At 48.8% G+C, this 17884-nt stretch carries 17 protein-coding genes; 6 read left to right on the top strand and 11 right to left on the bottom strand.

Annotated features, from left to right (window positions below):
• Positions 1 to 49: 49 nt before the first annotated feature.
• From queA to gltX, 4 genes are all read right to left on the bottom strand, one after another.
• The gene (queA, locus tag BGX12_RS12100) at positions 50 to 1093 is read right to left on the bottom strand and encodes a tRNA preQ1(34) S-adenosylmethionine ribosyltransferase-isomerase QueA (protein ID WP_109736317.1); all 1044 of its coding nucleotides are present in this window, start codon (positions 1091 to 1093) and stop codon (positions 50 to 52) included.
• Between the two features lie 9 nt (positions 1094 to 1102).
• A complete protein-coding gene (locus BGX12_RS12095) occupies positions 1103 to 2080 on the bottom strand; it encodes a YafY family protein (protein ID WP_109736316.1) in 978 nt (325 codons plus the stop codon).
• Between the two features lie 16 nt (positions 2081 to 2096).
• The gene (locus BGX12_RS12090) at positions 2097 to 3341 is read right to left on the bottom strand and encodes a BON domain-containing protein (protein WP_111361659.1); all 1245 of its coding nucleotides are present in this window, start codon (positions 3339 to 3341) and stop codon (positions 2097 to 2099) included.
• Between the two features lie 98 nt (positions 3342 to 3439).
• Positions 3440 to 4912: a glutamate--tRNA ligase gene (gene gltX, locus BGX12_RS12085; protein WP_109736314.1), complete on the bottom strand. Its 1473-nt coding sequence runs from the start codon at positions 4910 to 4912 to the stop codon at positions 3440 to 3442.
• A gap of 234 nt (positions 4913 to 5146) precedes the next feature.
• Here gltX and BGX12_RS12080 point away from each other — a divergent pair, with 234 nt between their 5' ends.
• On the top strand, positions 5147 to 6589 hold the full coding sequence (locus BGX12_RS12080) for a sodium:alanine symporter family protein (RefSeq protein ID WP_109736313.1): 1443 nt from the start codon (positions 5147 to 5149) through the stop codon (positions 6587 to 6589).
• A 167-nt stretch (positions 6590 to 6756) separates the two neighbouring features.
• Here the strand turns inward: BGX12_RS12080 and BGX12_RS12075 are convergent, their stop codons facing one another.
• Positions 6757 to 7116, bottom strand: coding sequence for a type II toxin-antitoxin system RelB/DinJ family antitoxin (locus BGX12_RS12075; RefSeq protein WP_233246383.1), 360 nt, complete (start codon positions 7114 to 7116; stop codon positions 6757 to 6759).
• 217 nt (positions 7117 to 7333) lie between these two features.
• Between BGX12_RS12075 and BGX12_RS12070 the strand changes: the two genes are divergently transcribed.
• The 5 genes from BGX12_RS12070 to BGX12_RS12050 all read left to right on the top strand — a co-directional run bounded on the left by BGX12_RS12070 (position 7334) and on the right by BGX12_RS12050 (position 12024).
• On the top strand, positions 7334 to 7891 hold the full coding sequence (locus tag BGX12_RS12070; RefSeq protein WP_101479653.1) for a hypothetical protein: 558 nt from the start codon (positions 7334 to 7336) through the stop codon (positions 7889 to 7891).
• A gap of 36 nt (positions 7892 to 7927) precedes the next feature.
• Positions 7928 to 8653, top strand: coding sequence for a 2-C-methyl-D-erythritol 4-phosphate cytidylyltransferase (gene ispD, locus BGX12_RS12065; RefSeq protein WP_109736312.1), 726 nt, complete (start codon positions 7928 to 7930; stop codon positions 8651 to 8653).
• 54 nt (positions 8654 to 8707) lie between these two features.
• A complete protein-coding gene (locus BGX12_RS12060; protein WP_146196331.1) occupies positions 8708 to 10090 on the top strand; it encodes a hypothetical protein in 1383 nt (460 codons plus the stop codon).
• A gap of 12 nt (positions 10091 to 10102) precedes the next feature.
• Positions 10103 to 11395, top strand: a complete 1293-nt coding sequence (locus BGX12_RS12055; protein ID WP_109736310.1) for a hypothetical protein — start codon at positions 10103 to 10105, stop codon at positions 11393 to 11395.
• Positions 11396 to 11484: 89 nt separating this feature from the next.
• A complete protein-coding gene (locus BGX12_RS12050) occupies positions 11485 to 12024 on the top strand; it encodes an HD-GYP domain-containing protein (RefSeq protein WP_199220770.1) in 540 nt (179 codons plus the stop codon).
• 53 nt (positions 12025 to 12077) lie between these two features.
• On the opposite strand, the gene BGX12_RS12045 is transcribed toward BGX12_RS12050, so the two are convergent.
• The 6 genes from BGX12_RS12045 to BGX12_RS12020 all read right to left on the bottom strand — a co-directional run bounded on the left by BGX12_RS12045 (position 12078) and on the right by BGX12_RS12020 (position 17721).
• The gene (locus BGX12_RS12045) at positions 12078 to 14177 is read right to left on the bottom strand and encodes a heavy metal translocating P-type ATPase (RefSeq protein WP_109736309.1); all 2100 of its coding nucleotides are present in this window, start codon (positions 14175 to 14177) and stop codon (positions 12078 to 12080) included.
• Positions 14178 to 14202: 25 nt separating this feature from the next.
• Entirely contained in the window at positions 14203 to 14430 is a 228-nt protein-coding gene (locus BGX12_RS12040; RefSeq protein WP_109736308.1) for a DUF1490 domain-containing protein, read from the bottom strand.
• Positions 14431 to 14623: 193 nt separating this feature from the next.
• Positions 14624 to 15355 carry a hypothetical protein gene (locus tag BGX12_RS12035; RefSeq protein WP_109736307.1) on the bottom strand — a complete coding sequence of 244 codons (732 nt, stop codon included), beginning with the start codon at positions 15353 to 15355 and terminating at the stop codon, positions 14624 to 14626.
• A gap of 91 nt (positions 15356 to 15446) precedes the next feature.
• Complete coding sequence (locus BGX12_RS12030; RefSeq protein ID WP_109736306.1) at positions 15447 to 15875, bottom strand: flavodoxin; 429 nt, start codon at positions 15873 to 15875, stop codon at positions 15447 to 15449.
• 53 nt (positions 15876 to 15928) lie between these two features.
• Entirely contained in the window at positions 15929 to 16489 is a 561-nt protein-coding gene (locus tag BGX12_RS12025) for a DUF3793 family protein (RefSeq protein WP_109736305.1), read from the bottom strand.
• A gap of 125 nt (positions 16490 to 16614) precedes the next feature.
• Entirely contained in the window at positions 16615 to 17721 is a 1107-nt protein-coding gene (locus BGX12_RS12020) for a hypothetical protein (RefSeq protein ID WP_109736304.1), read from the bottom strand.
• Between the last annotated feature and the right edge of the window lie 163 nt (positions 17722 to 17884).

Here is a 17884-nt window from a genome sequence, read left to right as displayed (position 1 = left end):
CTGCGGCCAGCCTGCGATCAACCCGCGTTTCCCTGAGGGCAACCATTTTTTACAGTATCAGCATGCCGTCGCCGTAGCTAAACAGTTTCAGCTGGTTTTCCACGGCCATCTTATAAGCGGCCAGCGTGTTTTCACGCCCATAGAAAGCGGAAACCAAAAGAATCAGCGAGCTCTTGGGCCAATGGAAATTAGTCAGCAGCCCATCCACAATCTTGTAGCGGTATCCCGGATAGAAGAATGCGTGCGTCACTCCCTTCTGGGCACGGACCACGCCTGCGTCATCCGCAATAGTTTCCACCACACGGGTGCTGGTAGTACCCACAGTCACCACGCGGCCACCTGCAGCCTTTGCCTTGTTGATAATGTCGGCGTTTTCCTGCGTCAGTTCGTAGTGTTCGCCGTGCATCTTGTGCTGGGTGAAATCTTCTACGGAAATATTCTGGAAGGTGCCGGGGCCCACATGAAGTGTCACCTCGGCAACGTACACGCCCTTCGCCTTCAACGCATCGAGCATTTCCTCGCTAAAGTGGAGGCTAGCCGTCGGGGCGGCCACAGCACCCGAATACTTGGCAAAAATCGTCTGGTATGCCTTCTTGTCTTCTTCGTCATCCGGGCGGTTAATGTAAGGCGGCAGCGGAACATGGCCCTGAGCATTCATAACAGCTTCAAGCTCCACAGGCGTCACCGCAAAACGCAGCACGCGGGAACCATCTTCGTTGATGGATTCCACCGTAGTCTTGACTCCTGCGATCATCAACTCGCGGCCAACCTTAAAAGCCTTGCCCGGGCGAACCTGCGCCTCGTACCGTGCCGAACCGTCTTCAGCAGGAATCATGGCCTGGACCAGTAGGGTTTCCACTTCCCCGTCGTGCATGGTCTTGCCGTACAGGCGAGCGGGAATCACCTTGGTGTTGTTCACCACAAGACAGTCACCGGGCTTGAACAAGTCAACGATTTCGGGAGCCTTCATGATGTGGCGTTCGCCTCCATCCTTCGGGCAGTGTAAAATGCGGGTCTTGCCCTTACCAGCAGTACGGCTGGCAATCAGTTCCGGCGGAAATTCAAAGCTGTAATCAGAAAGATTGTGTTCCATAGCCAACGCTTAATCGTCCATTTCAGCTAAAGTCTTTTTCAGCATTTCCTTGATTTCTTCCTTCAAGGAAGCGGGCTTCAAAATTTTCACATCGGGAGAAACGCCCAACAGCCAAGTCTTGAAATCCGGAGTCAGGCGCAGTTTCAAATCCACGATCATGTTGCCATCTTTATCCATACGCTTGGAGGCTTCCGGAGTAAAGTGGGAACGTTCAAACTGAGTCTGGAGCCACTTGTTCTTCACCAGCAGGGAAACTTCTTCCGGCTTCGTCATCGCAGTATACTTACCGAAGGCGTACTTGTAGTGGATCGCAGCGTCAAAGGCAATCTTCTGGAAAGCGGTGTTGGTTTCCTGCACGCTAATGATATTTTCAAACAGGAAATTCTTGAACACGCCGGTTTCTTCGTAAGTTTCATCGGCGGCAATCAAGTACAGCGTATCCATACGCATGATAACCTTCACCGGGCGAAGTTCAAAAATGCTGGGTTCCGCTTCGTGGGACGAAGGCCTGTAGGAAATCTTGATCATGAAGTGATCGTGGATTGCCTTCAGCACCCGATTGATGCTGGTGCTCTGCAGCTTATTATCGCTAAAGGGACCGTAATCCAAAATGTAGTCCGGGTCCGTGGTAATAGCTTCCGGCTTGAATTCATCGGGATTGGTCACGCCCAACTGCTCGATAATCTTGTCCACCAATTTTACGTTCTTGATGTCCTGAGCGTTGGCGCTCCCCATGTTCTTCTTGATCTTTTCCAGCTGCTTAACGATGGTCTGGTTGAAGTTGACTTCTTCGTTAGTTTGAATAACGTAATAAGTCTGACCATTTTCCTTTGTTCTGCGCAGGCCGCAGTTTTCGTTGGTCAAAACCTCCAGATGGCGGAACACCGTACGGGGGCCGCAATTCAGCAAGTTTGCCATCTGGGCCACAGTCATCTTTGTCTTCAAGAGACTCTTGATTGCATTAATCTTTTCGTATCCAGTCGCCATAGGGGCTCCTCAAAATTTAAATCTGTCGCAAGCGATTTTCCACCGCAGTGGTCACCGCCCTTTTCATCACGGAAAGGGACGCCAGCTGTTTCTGGAATGTCGTATGAACAAATCCTTCCAGCAAGAATTTCTTCTGGGAGAATGAAACCTTAATACAAGTATCCTGGAGCATGGAATGCAAGGCCAGATCCGCTTCGATCTGCTTGCACAGCAAGTCATTTTCCATGGCGTCGTCGGGAATTCTCTCGATGCGACAATTCAGATCCATGACTCCGGGCAATTCAGCCAATTTATTTTCCAAATCCTTGGAGTAATATTTTTCCGCACAACGTGCGTCTACTTCGACTTTGCCGGCACGTACAGTCACGTGATAATCGAACAATCTGGACGAGGGCTGCTCCAATTGCGTCAAGACAAAACGTTCAATCTGCGCGTCGGTTGCGTAATCCTCGGGCTGAATCTTTACGAAGTCTACGCAGCCACGAACCTTAGGTAGGCTGTTGATGCATGCCACCATAGCGCGCTTGATGGACAAGTTCTTGGTGAAGCCGTTCAAGAATACAATGCCCCGGCTGGAATCAAGCGTAATGTTGCCTACGTCCTGGGGGAACACTTGAGCTAACTTACCGCGGACCATTTCAAGCATTTTATCGTTGGGCATGTTCTGGACCGCATCGGGCAAGGTAATCAACACCAGGATGCCATCCTTCAGGAGCACCGCCAGCTTATCCTTCTCCCCATCCCACACAAGACCGACGGCCACGCCAAACTGGTCTCGTATGGTGTGATAGATGTGATCGCCAATCAAAGTGTGGGCACTCTGGGCAGGCAACAGACGGTAGCCGCCGGGGGACTCTTCCTGCTGGATTTCCACCTTGGGGCATTCCACCGTCTGGACCGGTCCGTTATCGTAAACGACGTTCACCACATCCTTGTCCGGCGCATGAAACACGCTCTTGACAACGCAGGGTTTCTGCGATCCCTTAAAGTAAAGCCAGTTCCCCGGAATAATGCGGTTCACGCCAAAGACCTTGGAGTAGTCCTGGTTAACCTGTTCCGGCCTGCAGAACACGAACTCGTTGGAGAACGCCACAAAGATGGTCTGGCATTCACTGCAGGTACACAGCAGCGGGATGTTCGCCTCCATCCCTCCAAGGGTAGTGTACATTTCGCGGGCATAAATGCCGTGGTCCGTCACCTGCTGGCAACGGCGGCAGAACAGCCTCTGATTGTACAACTTATGAGGGAAAAAAGCTCGCATTGATTGAGTGGTTAGTGGGTAGTGGTTAGTGGTTAGTGGTTAGTGGTCAGTGGTCAGTTGTTACTGTTTACTAACCACTGTTTACTAAGCACTATTTGTTATCCCATGAGCGGGAGGGCTACGTCGATACGGCGCAGGGTTTCTTCCTTACCCAGCAGTTCGAAAAGTTCCCACAGGCCAGGACCAGCGGTAACGCCAGAAACAGCCAAGCGGGGAGCGCCCACCAGTTCGCCCACCTTGTGGCCGATGCGTTCTGCCAGAGCGTAGAACTCCTTTTCAATGACCGGGGTCTTGAAATCTTCGATGGAAGCCAGCATGTCGCGAACCTGCTGGCAGAGGGCCTTGGAGCCTTCACCGAAGTGCTTCTTGGCGCCCTTTTCGTCGTAGGATTCCGGAGCCTTGAAGAAGTAGGTGGACATTTCTGCCAGGTCCTGCACGAAGTGTGCGCGGGGCTTCAGGTTCTTTACGATTTCCAGGAGACGTGCTGACCGTTCGTTACTGAGGTCGAAGCCCTTGGCGGCAAGGCCTTCCTTCATGATGGAAAGGAGGGCAGCGTCGTCGCACATGTGAATGTGCTGGCCGTTCATCCACTGCAGTTTCTTTTCGTCAAACATGGCGGACTTGGGATTGATGCGTTCCAGCTTGAAGGCATCGATCATTTCCTGCAGCTTCATGACTTCGCGGTCGTCACCCGGATTCCAGCCCAGGAGTGCCAGGTAGTTCACCAGAGTTTCGGGCAGGTAGCCCAGGTCCCGGAAGTCGCCAACGGAAGCGGCACCCTTACGCTTGGAAAGCTTACCGCCGTTCTTGTCCAGAATCACCGGCAGGTGGCACCATACAGGAGGTTCCCAACCGAAGGCCTTGTACAAAAGTTCGTGCTTGGGAGTAGAAGAAATCCATTCGTCACCGCGAAGCACATGGGAAGTGCCCATCAGGTGGTCATCCACAACAGATGCAAAATGGTAAGTGGGATAGCCGTCGCGCTTGATCAGAACCAGGTCGTCCAGAAGTTCATTCTGGTAGGCAATGTGACCGCGGATCACGTCGTCAAATTCGGTAACGCCAGTTTCGGGAACCTTGAAGCGGATTACAGCCTTTTCGCCAGCGGCAATGCGGGCTTCGGCTTCTTCGCGGCTAATGCTGCGGCAGTGACGGTCATAACCGGTCACAGAGACGCCGGCCTTTTCCTGGGCGGCACGGACTTCCTGCAAACGTTCTTCGGTGCAGAAGCAGTAGTAGGCGTCGCCAGAATCCAGCAACTTCTTGATCTGTTCGTTATAGATGTGCAGACGCTCGCTCTGGAAATAAGGACCGCAATCCTTTTCGCAACCCGGACCTTCGTCCCACTGGAGGCCAAGCCACTTCAGGTCGCGCATAAGGTCGTGAAGTGCAGTTTCGTTATAGCGCTTACGGTCGGTATCTTCGATACGGAGGTAGAAAACGCCACCCATGGCCTTTGCAAAGAAGTAGTTATAGATAGCGGTACGGGCACCACCAACGTGGAGGTAGCCTGTGGGGCTGGGGGCAAAACGCACACGGACGGGACGCTTATTATTGCAGCAATCGCACATAGTTATTCCTTTTCCGCAAACACGCGGGATTAAAATTCTTCTGTGTCAAAATTTAGCAAAACTCCAATTCACGTCGGTGTTCCATTTTCTGTAACATGACTTAAATTGTCATGGACGTTTGTATTTCAGCATTCTTTTACAGCTCATAACTTATTGATCTATAACGCATTACTATATTTCCGCACGTAATTTTTACTTATAGCGGGCATGTGTCCGCGTAGCCAAAGGATCGATATGGAAGCTTTTACCGCTTTTCTTGATACCATCGATGGCTATGTTTGGGGAATTCCCCTCATTGTCGTCATTCTGTTTGTAGGTCTGCTCCTCACAGTCCGTCTGGGCTGCTTGCAGGTGGTGAACCTCCCCAACGCCCTGCGTTACATGCTCCACAACGAAAAGGGCGGCCAGGGCGAAGTCTCTAGCTTCGGCGCTCTCTGCACCGCTCTTGCCGCAACCATCGGTACCGGTAACATCGTGGGTGTTGCAACAGCCATCGGCACCGGCGGCCCCGGCGCTCTCTTCTGGATGGAAATGGCAGCCTTCTTCGGCATGGCCACCAAGTACGCCGAAGGCGTTCTGGCTGTGAAGTACCGCAAGATGGACAAGGACGGCAAGGTTCTGGGCGGTCCCTTCTACTACATCGAAACAGGCCTTAAGGAACGCTTCGGCTGGAACATGAAGTGGCTTGCAGTGCTCTTCGCCATCTTCGGCGTCTGCGCAGGCGTCATGGGCATCGGCACCATCACCCAGGTGAACGGCATTACCAGCGCCATGGCACGACTCACTCCCAACGCCGCTGAATTCGTGAACATCGGCGGCAACTCCGTCAGCATCACCACCGCCATTGCTGGTGTTCTGGTGACAGCATTCTCCGCATTCGTCATCATCGGCGGTCTGAAGCGTATTGCCAAGGTTTCTACCTACATCGTTCCCGTCATGGCAATCCTCTACATTCTTGCCTGCATGCTCTTGCTCATGATGAACTTCGCTGCAATCCCCGAAGCCATCCAGACCATCGTCCGCGCCGCATTCAACCCCAGCGCTGTGACCGGCGGTGTGGTAGGCACCATCTTCATCGCCATGCAGAAAGGTATCGCCCGCGGTATCTTCAGTAACGAAGCTGGTCTCGGTTCCGCACCCATCGCAGCTGCCGCCGCAAAGACCAACGAACCTGTACGTCAGGGTCTGGTTTGCATGACCGGTACTTTCTTCGACACCATCATCATTTGTACCATGACCGGCCTTGCCATCGTGGTTTCTGGTGCCTGGGACCCGAAGCTGGGTCTCGAAGGCGTGAACATCACCATGGAAGCTTTCTCCCGCGGTCTCGCATTCTTCCCCGGTGGCGCAACCATCGCTCCCTACTTCCTGGCAATCGCCCTGGTGTTCTTCGCATTCACCACCATTCTGGGCTGGGCCTACTATTCTGAAAAGTGCCTGCAGTACCTGATTGGCGGCAAGAAGAAGAAGGCCATCCTCACCTACCGCTGGATTTACGTTGCAGCAATCTTCATCGGCCCCTACCTCACCGTAAGCGCCGTGTGGACTTGCGCAGATATCTTCAACGGCCTCATGGCATTCCCCAACTTGATTGCCCTGATTCTGTTGAGCGGCATTGTGGCTCTGGAAACCAAGGACTTCCTGGATCGCTTGCATAGCGGCCAGGTAGGCGAATAATCATCGCAGAATTCGCGCAGGCCGATTCTATGCAAAATCGCTGATTAGTTCCGCGAAGATCTTCAAAAGAAAAACAGATGGCAACAAGCCATCTGTTTTTTTTACATCTCTTGTCCTGAGACTGCCAGTAGAGATAATCACTAAAACCTAATTCAGAAAAAGCAATTTTACTCATCCGCCATCGCCTCCAACTCATCCATCGTCTTAACAACAACCTTTCCCGCCTTATAAGCAGCAGCACTTTCCTCAAGGAACTTCATATTGCTTTCGCTATAGAAGGGATCCGGAAGGGAAATTTCGAAAGGGATGCGATTCTCACGGAGAACCGCCTTGACGAACAAGTTGAGGGCAGAGGACGTAGACAGCCCCACATTCTCGCAGAACTTGTCGAAACGTTCCTTGTCCTTTGTTTCGATACGTGCGGAAATTGTAGAAAGAGCCATACTCAGACCTCCATTTTCCGACAATGTAATACATTCGCTTGCATTTTGCAAGATATTTTCGCAAATTGCGACAGATTCAGCCATATTATTCCTTTTTTCGAAAGAACATGAAACAACCCGATTCTTGCATCGGATCTTTTCATTTGATTTATCAGTGAAAATCCAATTTCGCCTTTTCGCGAAAATTGGCAGTCCCTTTTTTAGGGAAATCCTTCCCGTTTCGTATTGCAGTCAGAAGGATTTAACAAGATGAAACAAATGTAGAAAAAATTATATTTGCCTTTGAAACAAGGATTGATTTATGGCAAAAGAATTTAAGATGCAAATGAACCTGGCCTCCCGCCTGGACAAGTACTCCCTGAAAACTCACCAGCTTATGGTGAAGTCCAAGTTCACCCTCAAGGCAATGGAATACGGTGCATCTCACACCATGCTCCGCAACCTGATGAAGTACGGCGTGGAACTGGACGGCGTATTCAACAGCGTTGGCGATTTCTGTTTTTCCAAGACCACCCTTCCCCTGGAAGAATATTCCCTGGATATGGACGTTCAGTTTGACGCAGTGACTCTTAACGCCCGTCTCATGAGTATCAGCATTTCCAGCAAGCGCGTGAAGGATGGCAACACCGAAACTGAATATTCCTTCAACTTCGAAAAGGATGCCGATAAGGAAGATTTCGATTTGGTCATCCCCTACTTCAAGGTGAAAGAACCGGACGAAGAAGGCGATTCCAACAAGGTTGATATGGGCGGCATCCAGGACTTGGTTTCCGAACTGGAAGGTGGCGGAAAGGGAAAATTCAAGCGCAAGAAAAAACGTCCCTTTATTTACTACGACACCTACTTCACCATCGAGTAATCAAAAACAACGTTTATCGTAAAAACAGGTTTGACTATGGACAAGAAATTTGCAGTGGTTCTCCCGGCCGGTGGCCTGGGCAAGCGCATGGGCGGAAACATTCCCAAGCAGCTGATGCTTTTGGGCGGCAAGCCTGTTTACCGTTATTGCCTTGAGACGTTCCTGCAGATGGACGAAATTGCCGAAGTCGTCATGGCCGTACCTGCCGACTGGAAAAGCCATTTTGAAAACGAGCTTTTCGGATCGGCAGCAGACAAGAACTGCGCCAGCCTCACTCCAGAAATGCGGGCCAAGCTGAAAATTGTTGTGGGCGGTGCAGAACGTTGGCAGTCCGTAGAAAATGGCGTCAACGCACTGACGAGTTCTGCGGAGTACGTTCTCGTACATGACGTTGCCCGCCCCTTCATCAGCAGGGAAATCATTCTTGACGTTTGCCGCACTCTTGTGGAGAAGGGTGCTTGCCTGGTGGCAAAACCCGCCGTAGATACCATTAAAATTGCCGTTGACGGACAAGTCCAGAAAACCATCGACCGCAATACCGTATGGATGGCCCAGACCCCACAGGCCGCCCGCATTGACGTACTTAAGACTTTGTACAAACGAATTGCCGCAGAGCCCCTGAACTTTGTCCCCACCGACGAGGCTAGCATCCTGGAATTTTTTGGCGAACCGGTCTATATCGTGAAGGGCGCCGCCATGAACGACAAGCTGACCACCCCCGAAGATTTCGAACGTTTCGCAACCTTCGCCCATTTTTATTAAATTCGTATTTGAGGGATTTGTTTTGGGCCAACTCAAGCATCGTGGTTTTTGGATATGAGCTTTTTTAAAGTCGCAAAAATTGTAAGCGTTCTGGCCATGGCTTCTTTTGCAAGCCAGACCGTCTCCGTGTTCGTCAAGGATCCCAGCGAACTGCAAAACCTGCAGCGAAACCTGGAAAGTCTCAAGCTGGAGATGGGTGCAGAAAATCCCCAGCTGGACAATTTGCTCTCCCGGGCAAAGAAAATCGCCGAGATGAACGACCGCTGCTCCATGATTTCCATCAACGACGTGTTGGACGAGGAATGCGGACATTTCTATTCCATCGACCTTCCCGAATTTGAAAACCAGTACATGGAAGTAACCGGCGAAGTGCGACTGAGTACCGTAAAGATGGGAAATTCCCTGGCGGAAAGAACGGAGCAGATTCAAGTTTGCGCAAATGCACTTGGAGGCATTCTGGTATCCAAGGATAGGCTTTTGAAACTGAGCGGCAACGTGGACCTGGAACCTCTTGACTTGGAAGGTGCATTTGACGCCACCTACGATTTCAACTTGTACTACGATGAGGCCTTAATGAACCAGCAGAAAAGCCTGCTGGACCGCTGGGTAGATAAGTGCGGCGAAGTCGTCGTCCGAAAGGCTCGCGATGAATTTGCACCTCTTTTCGTAGACCGGATCAACGTCATAAACGATTCCCTGGAAAAGAGCAGCGCCAACGTGAAAATCGTTCTTGAACCGGAATATCTGGACTTTTACTTAGACCTCAACAAGAACGTGGCAGGAGCTTATTACCTAAACGGTGCGGAGCTCTTTAACGTGGCATCCTTACCTACCGGCAGAAACTTTTCCCATGTGATCGTCAACATTCTGGACCAACAAGTTCAGCTGCCTTTAGGTACCAGCGGGAAAATGCAGAACTTTAGAGGCCGCGTAGAATTCACCGCCGCCTACCAGGAAAAGGACCTTATGGGCCGTTGGTTCTGGGGCAACAAGAAAGCGATCAACCGTGCCAAGGTAAAGGGAGAAATCACCTCCAACGCCATTGTCGGCGATTCTACTAAGCCCGCCCCCATCGTCAAGAAATTAGCATCCAGAGATTCCACTGCCCTAGTGCCCTCTGTGGCAGACTCAACGGAACAGGAAAACGGCAAGAACACTGCCGCCAGCGATGCAGCCAAGGACGCTTCCGCACAGGACAAGGGAAGCAAGAAATCCTGGATTCCGCCCGTTATCGCAAGTGCCGTTATGGTTGGCGGTGGCGTAATGGCAGCGGTTTTTAACAGCAAAGCCAAGAACGAAAGCAAGAAAGAAACCTTGACCCGAAAAGAATACGACGACCGCTGTGACAAGATCGAAAACGCACAGACGCTGCGTGCCGTTGGATTTGGAATTGCCGCTGCGGGTCTCGTGGGCCTGGGCGTAACACTACTTTTCTAAGGAGAGGATGATATGAAATTGAATAATCTGAGCACTCCCTCCCGTGTCATCCTGAGCAACCCCACCCGTGTCATCCTGAGCGTAGCGAAGGATCTAGCAATCGCAGCGTCTCTCTTTGCATTTGCAGCCTGTTCCGACTATCTGGAAGACTTCCAGGACAAGTATGACGACGGCAATGCCTTCGCAGAAATTTCTAGCGACAGCGACAATGGCAGCGATGACAGCGAGCTCAGCTCTTCCAGCAAGGGCGACGTCGAATCTTCCGACAGCACGGACAGTTCCAGTTCAGCAACTGATCCAGGCAGTTCCTCTTCTGTTGCAGAATCCAGCAGCAGTGCATTCGAATCTTGCACCGGCACCGTGATTTATGATGCGGAAGAAGATCCAGAGTTTAATAGATTTGGTCGAAAATTTATTACGTATGACCAAGTGTATAACTCAGATTCGAGCAAAATAAGTTCAGACGGAGTAACAGCATATCTTTCTCATGGGGGCTCATTAACAATGCCTTTGGCAGCATCCCCAAATACCATGAATATTGGACCTTGGGGTGGATTCTGTGTTGAATACACTGGTTCAGGAGATTTACATGCTAACGTCGTCGATGAGAGTAGCGGTAATAAACCTATTTTGCTTTACAAAGAGATGCCTAATACAAATGGCGAAAAAAGTTCATTCACATGGTCATGGAATGAAAACAAAAGTTTGATGGAGTTGATGGAGGAACAAAAGAACTCGAACTTATCAGACGGATTTTCAATAGAAAAAGTAAATTCAATCGATTTTTCCAGCTATTCGGGTAATAGCTCTATAACCATTCATAAAATCACAACATTGAATTCCGATGTTCATTTCGAATGCGACGGCTCGGAAATTTTCCCAACGGGCAGAATCTTCCAAGTATTCAACAACTGGTCATCCTCAGGACAAAAAATGGGCGAAATAAAACCATCCGATGACAAATACGAAATTCTATTGTCGGGAGGCAATTCCGTAGCTCCCAATAATGAAGAAGCTATTAAGCAAGAACTAGCAAATGCCCATGGTTTCTGCATGGAATATTCTTCAGACAACTATTTCCTGCTGTCACTTACCCAGTACGTAGATGGCAACCAAAAAAAAACATATGCTAAACGCGAAGTTGGTAAAGGAAATCAAAGGGTTGTATTTGTGCGATGGGATGAATTAAAAGAGCAGTTCACTAATTTTGACCCCCAAGAGAAACATATGTTAGAACTCAGTGCCCCCAAAAACGGCGTAGAAGCAACAAACATAACGATCAGCCGAATGACGCTGCTTGACTAAAAAAGTAAGCAAACACAAAGAAAATGACGGGAATATATTTACAAAATAGTTAGCTTTAACTAACTTTAAGTCATCGGAAGGAGGGGCACATGTCAGCCTTATCTCAATACCATGACTTAATCTTGTGCGTCGTTTCCGCCCTGGAAGCAAGAGATTCCTACACCAGTTTCCATTCCTCCCGCGTAGCGGAAATGGTGGAAGCCCTATGCAGGTTTATGGGCATAACCGGCGATCAGGAAGAGCATTTTCACATTGCCGCGCATCTGCACGACGTGGGTAAAATCGGGATTCGTGACGATGTTCTTTTGAAAGCAGGACGATTGAATGATGAAGAATGGGAAATCATGAAATCCCATTCTTTGCAAGGTTACGAAATTTTACGGAAAGCGAAACTCTTTGAAGAAGTAGCCGTCATTGTTCGCGGTCACCATGAACGCTGGGATGGAAAAGGCTATCCCGACAGATTGTCTGGCAGCAGCATTCCCCTAGGTTCAAGACTTATCGCTATCGCAGATTCCATCGACGCCATGATTTCAGACCGTCCTTACCGCAAGGGACTGGACGTTTCCATTTGCAAGGAAGAAATAAAAAAAGAACGCCGGGATTATGTACGATCCCGACGTAGTTAAAGTCGCTATGGATAATTGGGAGGAGCTGATTGCTGCAGGAACAACAAACTGTGTTATGAAGCCTTCAACCTAGTCATGCTTTTTGCACAGATAGCCATAGTGGATGCATTGTGCAAAAATGCAGATGTAGCGGGAGAAAGAAATCCGAAGAAACCGCCCGCAAGTAGCCCCGTATTAAAGGCGACGATGAACTTGTAGTTGGTCTGGATTCGATTCATCAACTTTTGGCTAAGAACGCGAAGTTCTGCCAAATCTTCTAGATTTTCTCCTCGGAGAGTTACGTCCGCAGTTTCTCGAGCAATATCGGAGGCATCGCTCATGGCAACAGAAACGTTTGCCGCAGCTAGAGCGGGAGCATCATTGATGCCATCCCCCACCATAATGACGCGTTTACCTTCCGCTTTCAGACATTCCACATAATTGTGCTTGTCTTCAGGCAAGACCTGCGCATAGAATTTGTCTATGCCGAGAATTTCAGCAGTTCGTGCTGCAGCATTCTGACTATCGCCCGTAATCATCACCACGTTACCGATTCCTGTTTCACGAAGACGCTTGATGGCCAAAGCAGCTTCTTCTCGCGGGGGGTCGCTAATGCATAAGGCGCCGGCTAACTTACCACCAATTCCTAAGTAAATCACAGAAGCGGCACCGCCTTCCGTATCAATGACAGACTGCTGTTCTTCGGTTACGAGAACTTTTTCGTCTTCAACGACAAAATGCCTGCTACCGATAACAGCGCGTTCACCATTCAAGGTTGTGGCAATTCCGTGAGCCACAATATACTTCACGTCCGCATGCTCTTCCGCATGGTCGATGCCTCGCTCTGCAGCACCATTTACAATGGCGCGTGCCATACTATGGGGAAAATGTTCTTCAATGCAGGCTGCTATCTTTAAAATTTCTTCTTCGGAACGACCACCAAAGGCAATGACTTTCTGAAGTTTCGGTTCCGCCTTGGTAAGCGTCCCCGTCTTATCGAAAATGATGGTATCTGCCAAGGCGAATTCTTCCAGATACTTTCCGCCCTTCACCGTCATGTTCATATCCGCCGCCTCACGCAATGCAGAAATCACAGAAATCGGGGTAGAAAGTTTAATGGCGCAGGAATAATCCACCATCAGGATGGAAACAGCCTTGGAAATGTCCTGTGTCAGCAAAAGCGTAAGACCAAATCCCAGGAAACTGAAGGGAACAATGCTATCAGCCAGATGTTCCGCACGGCTCTGGATGCCCGCCTTCAGATCTTCACTATGGTCAATGAGCTCGATGATTTTCTGGATTTTCGTATTGCCGTTAACCGCACGGACATTTACCACTATGGAGCCTTCATCCAGTACGGTGCCCGCAAATACTGTCTTTCCCGCATTCTTCAACACAGCCTTTGATTCGCCCGTCATGGTGGATTCGTTCACAAAAGCTTCGCCTTCTACAACTGTTCCATCCACAGGAATCATGGCTCCGGAACGGACTCTTACCAGGTTACCAGGCAGAACATCCTTCAAAGAGACCAATGTGTCTACGCCATCCTTCACTACCCAGACCTGGTCCACCTTTACAGCAAGGCTTCCTGTAAGGGCCGTACGGGTACGAGCCTTGGTATAGTCTTCAAGCAAACCGGATACGCCCAGCAGGAACATGACCGTACCCGCGGAGTCGTAGTTTTTCTGCAGCATGGACGCCCCTATAGCTGCACCGTCCAGAACATCTACAGTCAAACGGCCGTTTACTAGCGTAGAAATACCCTTGGCCACATATTTGAGCCCCCGGAAAACCGTAATGGCCGTACGTATGGGCAGCGGAACAAACCAGCGCATGAGATAACGGCGGGCAATCATCACGCACAGGCTATTCTGAAAATTATCATCCAGCTTTTGCAGCTGGAATTCAGTTTCACCATCCGCTTCGGGAAGGGTCTTGGGCACCAGATCCTTCATAAAATTCAGAATGGAATTTCGACTTACGTCAAAATCCCCGTCGGTAGCAGAGTATTCCAGAAGAATACCGCCATTGACGCTACGCACAACAGCTCGTTCCACACAAGGCAAGCTGACACAAGCCTTGTGAATACGTGCTTCAAATTCGGGTTCGAAAGCGTAGGGGCCAGCGTTAAAACGAATGCGGCCAGGCTGATCGTACTTAATTTTGAATTTCATGAAAAATAAGGTTGGTGATTAGGAACTACTTGTCGAGACCAGCTTCGGCCTTGGCGTCATTGCAAATGTCATTGGCCTCATCCTTCATATCCTGGAAGGCGGCCTTTGCATCGGCAGTGAACTTCATGCCATGAGCAAGTCCAGTCACCGCAAGTTCGCGAGTTTTCTTGGCCTTAAGGACCTTCTTGGTTACAGCGGAGCCAACGGCACCAGCAACAACCAACCAGAACTTTTCATTTTTGAAAATGGACATAAGAACTCTCCTTATTTTTTCGCAGGACAATTCCCGCTTGAGTTATAATTTAGAGTTTTAAACGCAAAAACATAACTTACATACAAAGTAAGTTATAAACTTCCAGACCAGGTAGGACTTAGGATTGGGTGAACTAAGTTAGTTAGTCTAGAACTAAGTTAGACTAACTAACTTTGTTAGTTATGCTAACTTTCTATTCATTTTCATCGCCAAGATTTTCATCTACGAAAAGACGAATCACGTCATCCATCACCTTGTCGTCATAATCTGCCCGAATAGCTGCAGCCATCCAATAAGCATAAGAGCCGGTATTAAATCCGTCAAATCCGATTTTTTCATCTGTACTTCCATAACGGAATTCCAAATGGAAAGTCTCTTCTGGAGTGTCTCCCGTGAAAATGAAATAAGTGAATTCACCAGAATTTTCATCATCGCTCTTATAGAGACGTTCAAAGAACGAGTCATTTACTTCCTTAACTAGGGAATAGCTGTGGCTAAAGATTTGCTTTCCATTCTTGTCAACACCAGAAATGATGTTACCCTTAACGGTAAGCTTTGCAACCTTATGCAAGAAATAGCAATTGAAGGCAAAGTCGCCCGTCGACATATCATATTTGGCAGCAGCCTCTTCACCAATAATGTCTCCTTCCATCATGCCAATAATCATTTCGGTAGAAGCATTCGCTTCTTCCTTGCTCATGTCAGGATGGATTTTCTGTATTTCATTAATCCAGATGTCACGATACTCTCCCTTTTCCATTTCTGGGAAAAGTTCAATATAACTGCCCTGAATTTTCGAAAGATAGCTATCGACCTCCACAGAATCATTACCGGAAGAACTGCTGGAATTGTCAGAACAAGCAGCAAAGAATCCCGACACAAGAGAGAATGCTGTTACAAATACAAAAGATTTAAAAAGTTTCATGTTATTTCCCTTGTTATTTTTTTATTACCGCCCCAGAAATAAATCCAGGATGTTATTCTTAAATCATGCTGATAAAGGCCAGCATCACCTTTTATGCCAAAGCCAATACCCTGCCCAATTCCTGGCACTTGGATTTGCCATCATCATCGGGGGCATTTTCAATAGCCAGGGGATCATCCACCAAGATAAGGCCCGAAGAGACTGCATCATTTTTCCAGGCAGTCATATATTCACCGCCGCCCCAGCCGTAAGAACCGAACAAAACGACCTTCTTTCCAGAAAGAGACGGTTTCAGCTGTTCATACAAAGGCAGAAATTCACTATCTTCCAGTTCTTCGGCGCCCATAGCCGGGCAACCCAAAGCAAACTTATCAAAGACAGCTGCAGAATCAGCGGTAAATTCAGAAGTGGCAAAAATGGAAACATCACCGCCGGCGGCCTTTGCGCCAGCTTCAATTTCCTTAGCCATCATTTCAGTGTTTCCGGTTCCAGACCAATAGACAATTGCAATTTTGCTCATTTTATTTTTCCTTTTTTTAGATTCTTCGCTTCGCTCAGAATGACGCGAAACAATTAACTTGCGACAGTTAGGCGTTCCAATGAAACGCCTCGTTCAAACATATCCGCCATAATCTTTTGGCATTTTTTATAGACTTCAAAAATATGCATAGAGTTCGGAACGTCATTGTAGACTTTCCAACAACCGATCCGCTTGTAATTTTTACCGCCATACACAATAAAATCACGAACGTCATCTAAAGGGTAACCAAGAAAAACGCCCACTTCGTGAGGGAAACAGGCTGACTTCGCCATTCGAACTTTAAAGAACTTCAGCAAAGATTCAACATCAAATTCCGCATAGCCAAAACCCTTTAAAAAAGACTGCACTTCACCAATTTTGCTTAGTCTTTCCAATTCACAATCTCTATACACATAGATGTAATACCGGCCATTCTTTTCAGCCAGAACTCGAGCAAAAACTCCTTTCACATTTAAGGTCTTGTTCCAGCGAGCAAGAATATTGCACAGCAACACACCATCTGCAATTTCTAGGCAGAATAGACTGCCCACTTTTACTCCAGCGAGTGTAGGGGCGCATTGCCGAACAAGACAGGAATCAAGCATTTTTGCCATAGTTAGCTTAAACTAAGTTTCAAAAAGATTCAAATATATCCCGCCCGCGGCACTCACCGGGGCGGGATACCCGTCCAGCTTTATGAGGTAACGTTTAAAGCTGGTGGAGGTTTTATGGCATATTCTTAGAAAGCGAATACGGTTTCCAGACCGAGGTTCAGCCCTACATCATCGTTATCGCCGTAATCGTCACCCAGCGGCACATTGACCATGGCAAAGCCGGTAATTTCCAGACCTTCCACCGGAGCGAAGTACAGGCGGGCCCCAACAGCAAAAGATTCCAGTTCATCATCGCTGTCCAAAGTATTAGTATGATATTCCAGCGGAATGCCAAGAGTCAGTGATCCAGCGAGACTCATGCTGGGTTCAACATAGGCAAACATATACTCGGGAATTTCCTCGCCGTGATCGATGGGAGCGTCATCATCCATAATTGCATAGAACGCGGAAGCCTTGATATTGAAGCCTCCCACCTCAAAAGAGGGTTCCACCAGGAAGGCGTGTGTTGCGCCCGGTTCATCTTCTCCGAGGGCATCGGCATGAAGACCATAAACCGCATGGAAACCGAAACCACCAAACTTCAGGTTTGCATCCAAGCCCGCGTGAAGTTCATTATGCTTCGGTTCCTGATAGGACTTGTAATCCACATAGGGACGCAACGTGTGTTCGCCCAAGCCCAATTCATAGGCCAAGTGAGCGTTGTATGCAACGCCTACGCACGATTCTTCACCATCTTCTTCAACGCATACTTGATTGTCGTTGTCGCCGCGACCAAAGCCAAGGCCAAAAACAAAGCCATTAAAATCAATTTCAACTCCTCGGATGTCGTGTTCGGCCATACCTGCAGCATTATCCGCAGGATCATCATAGCCATAGTAGTTCAGGAAGGCTCCTTCAGAGAAAGTCAGGTCACCTGCCTTAATCACGAAGTTTTCGCTCTTACTATACTGAACGAAAGCGCCGTTATAGATTGCCGCAGGATCAGTGGTTTCGCCATCGGCTTCCAGCTGGACTTCTGCAGACCATTGATCATTGAACTTTACTGCGAAATTCAAATCAAAGGTGGAGGCGTAGCTATGGGTAACTTCGTCGTCATTGAATAGATCGCCGGTGTAGGCATCGAACTCGACTTCGCCGGAGATTGCGACTTCAGGGCCCTTGGATTCTGCGGCGGATTCACCGGAAACGGCATCTTCCGCAAAAGCGTTCGCAGCAAGGAGAGAAGCCGACATTAAACCGAATGCGATATTATATTTCGCGGATTCTCATCGTCAAGTAAATCCGATCTAGGCTGAAAACAAAAAAAAATCCCTAGAAAGTGAATTCTAGGGATGGTTAGGTTTCTAACTTGCGTTTTCGACCAAGAAAAGGACAAGCGATGAGACTTAACCGAGA

It is taken from the genome of Fibrobacter sp. UWR4, assembly GCF_003149045.1.
Classification (GTDB): domain Bacteria; phylum Fibrobacterota; class Fibrobacteria; order Fibrobacterales; family Fibrobacteraceae; genus Fibrobacter.
Note: the sequence above shows the minus strand (reverse complement) of the source record. Positions and strands in the feature narration are given on the sequence as shown.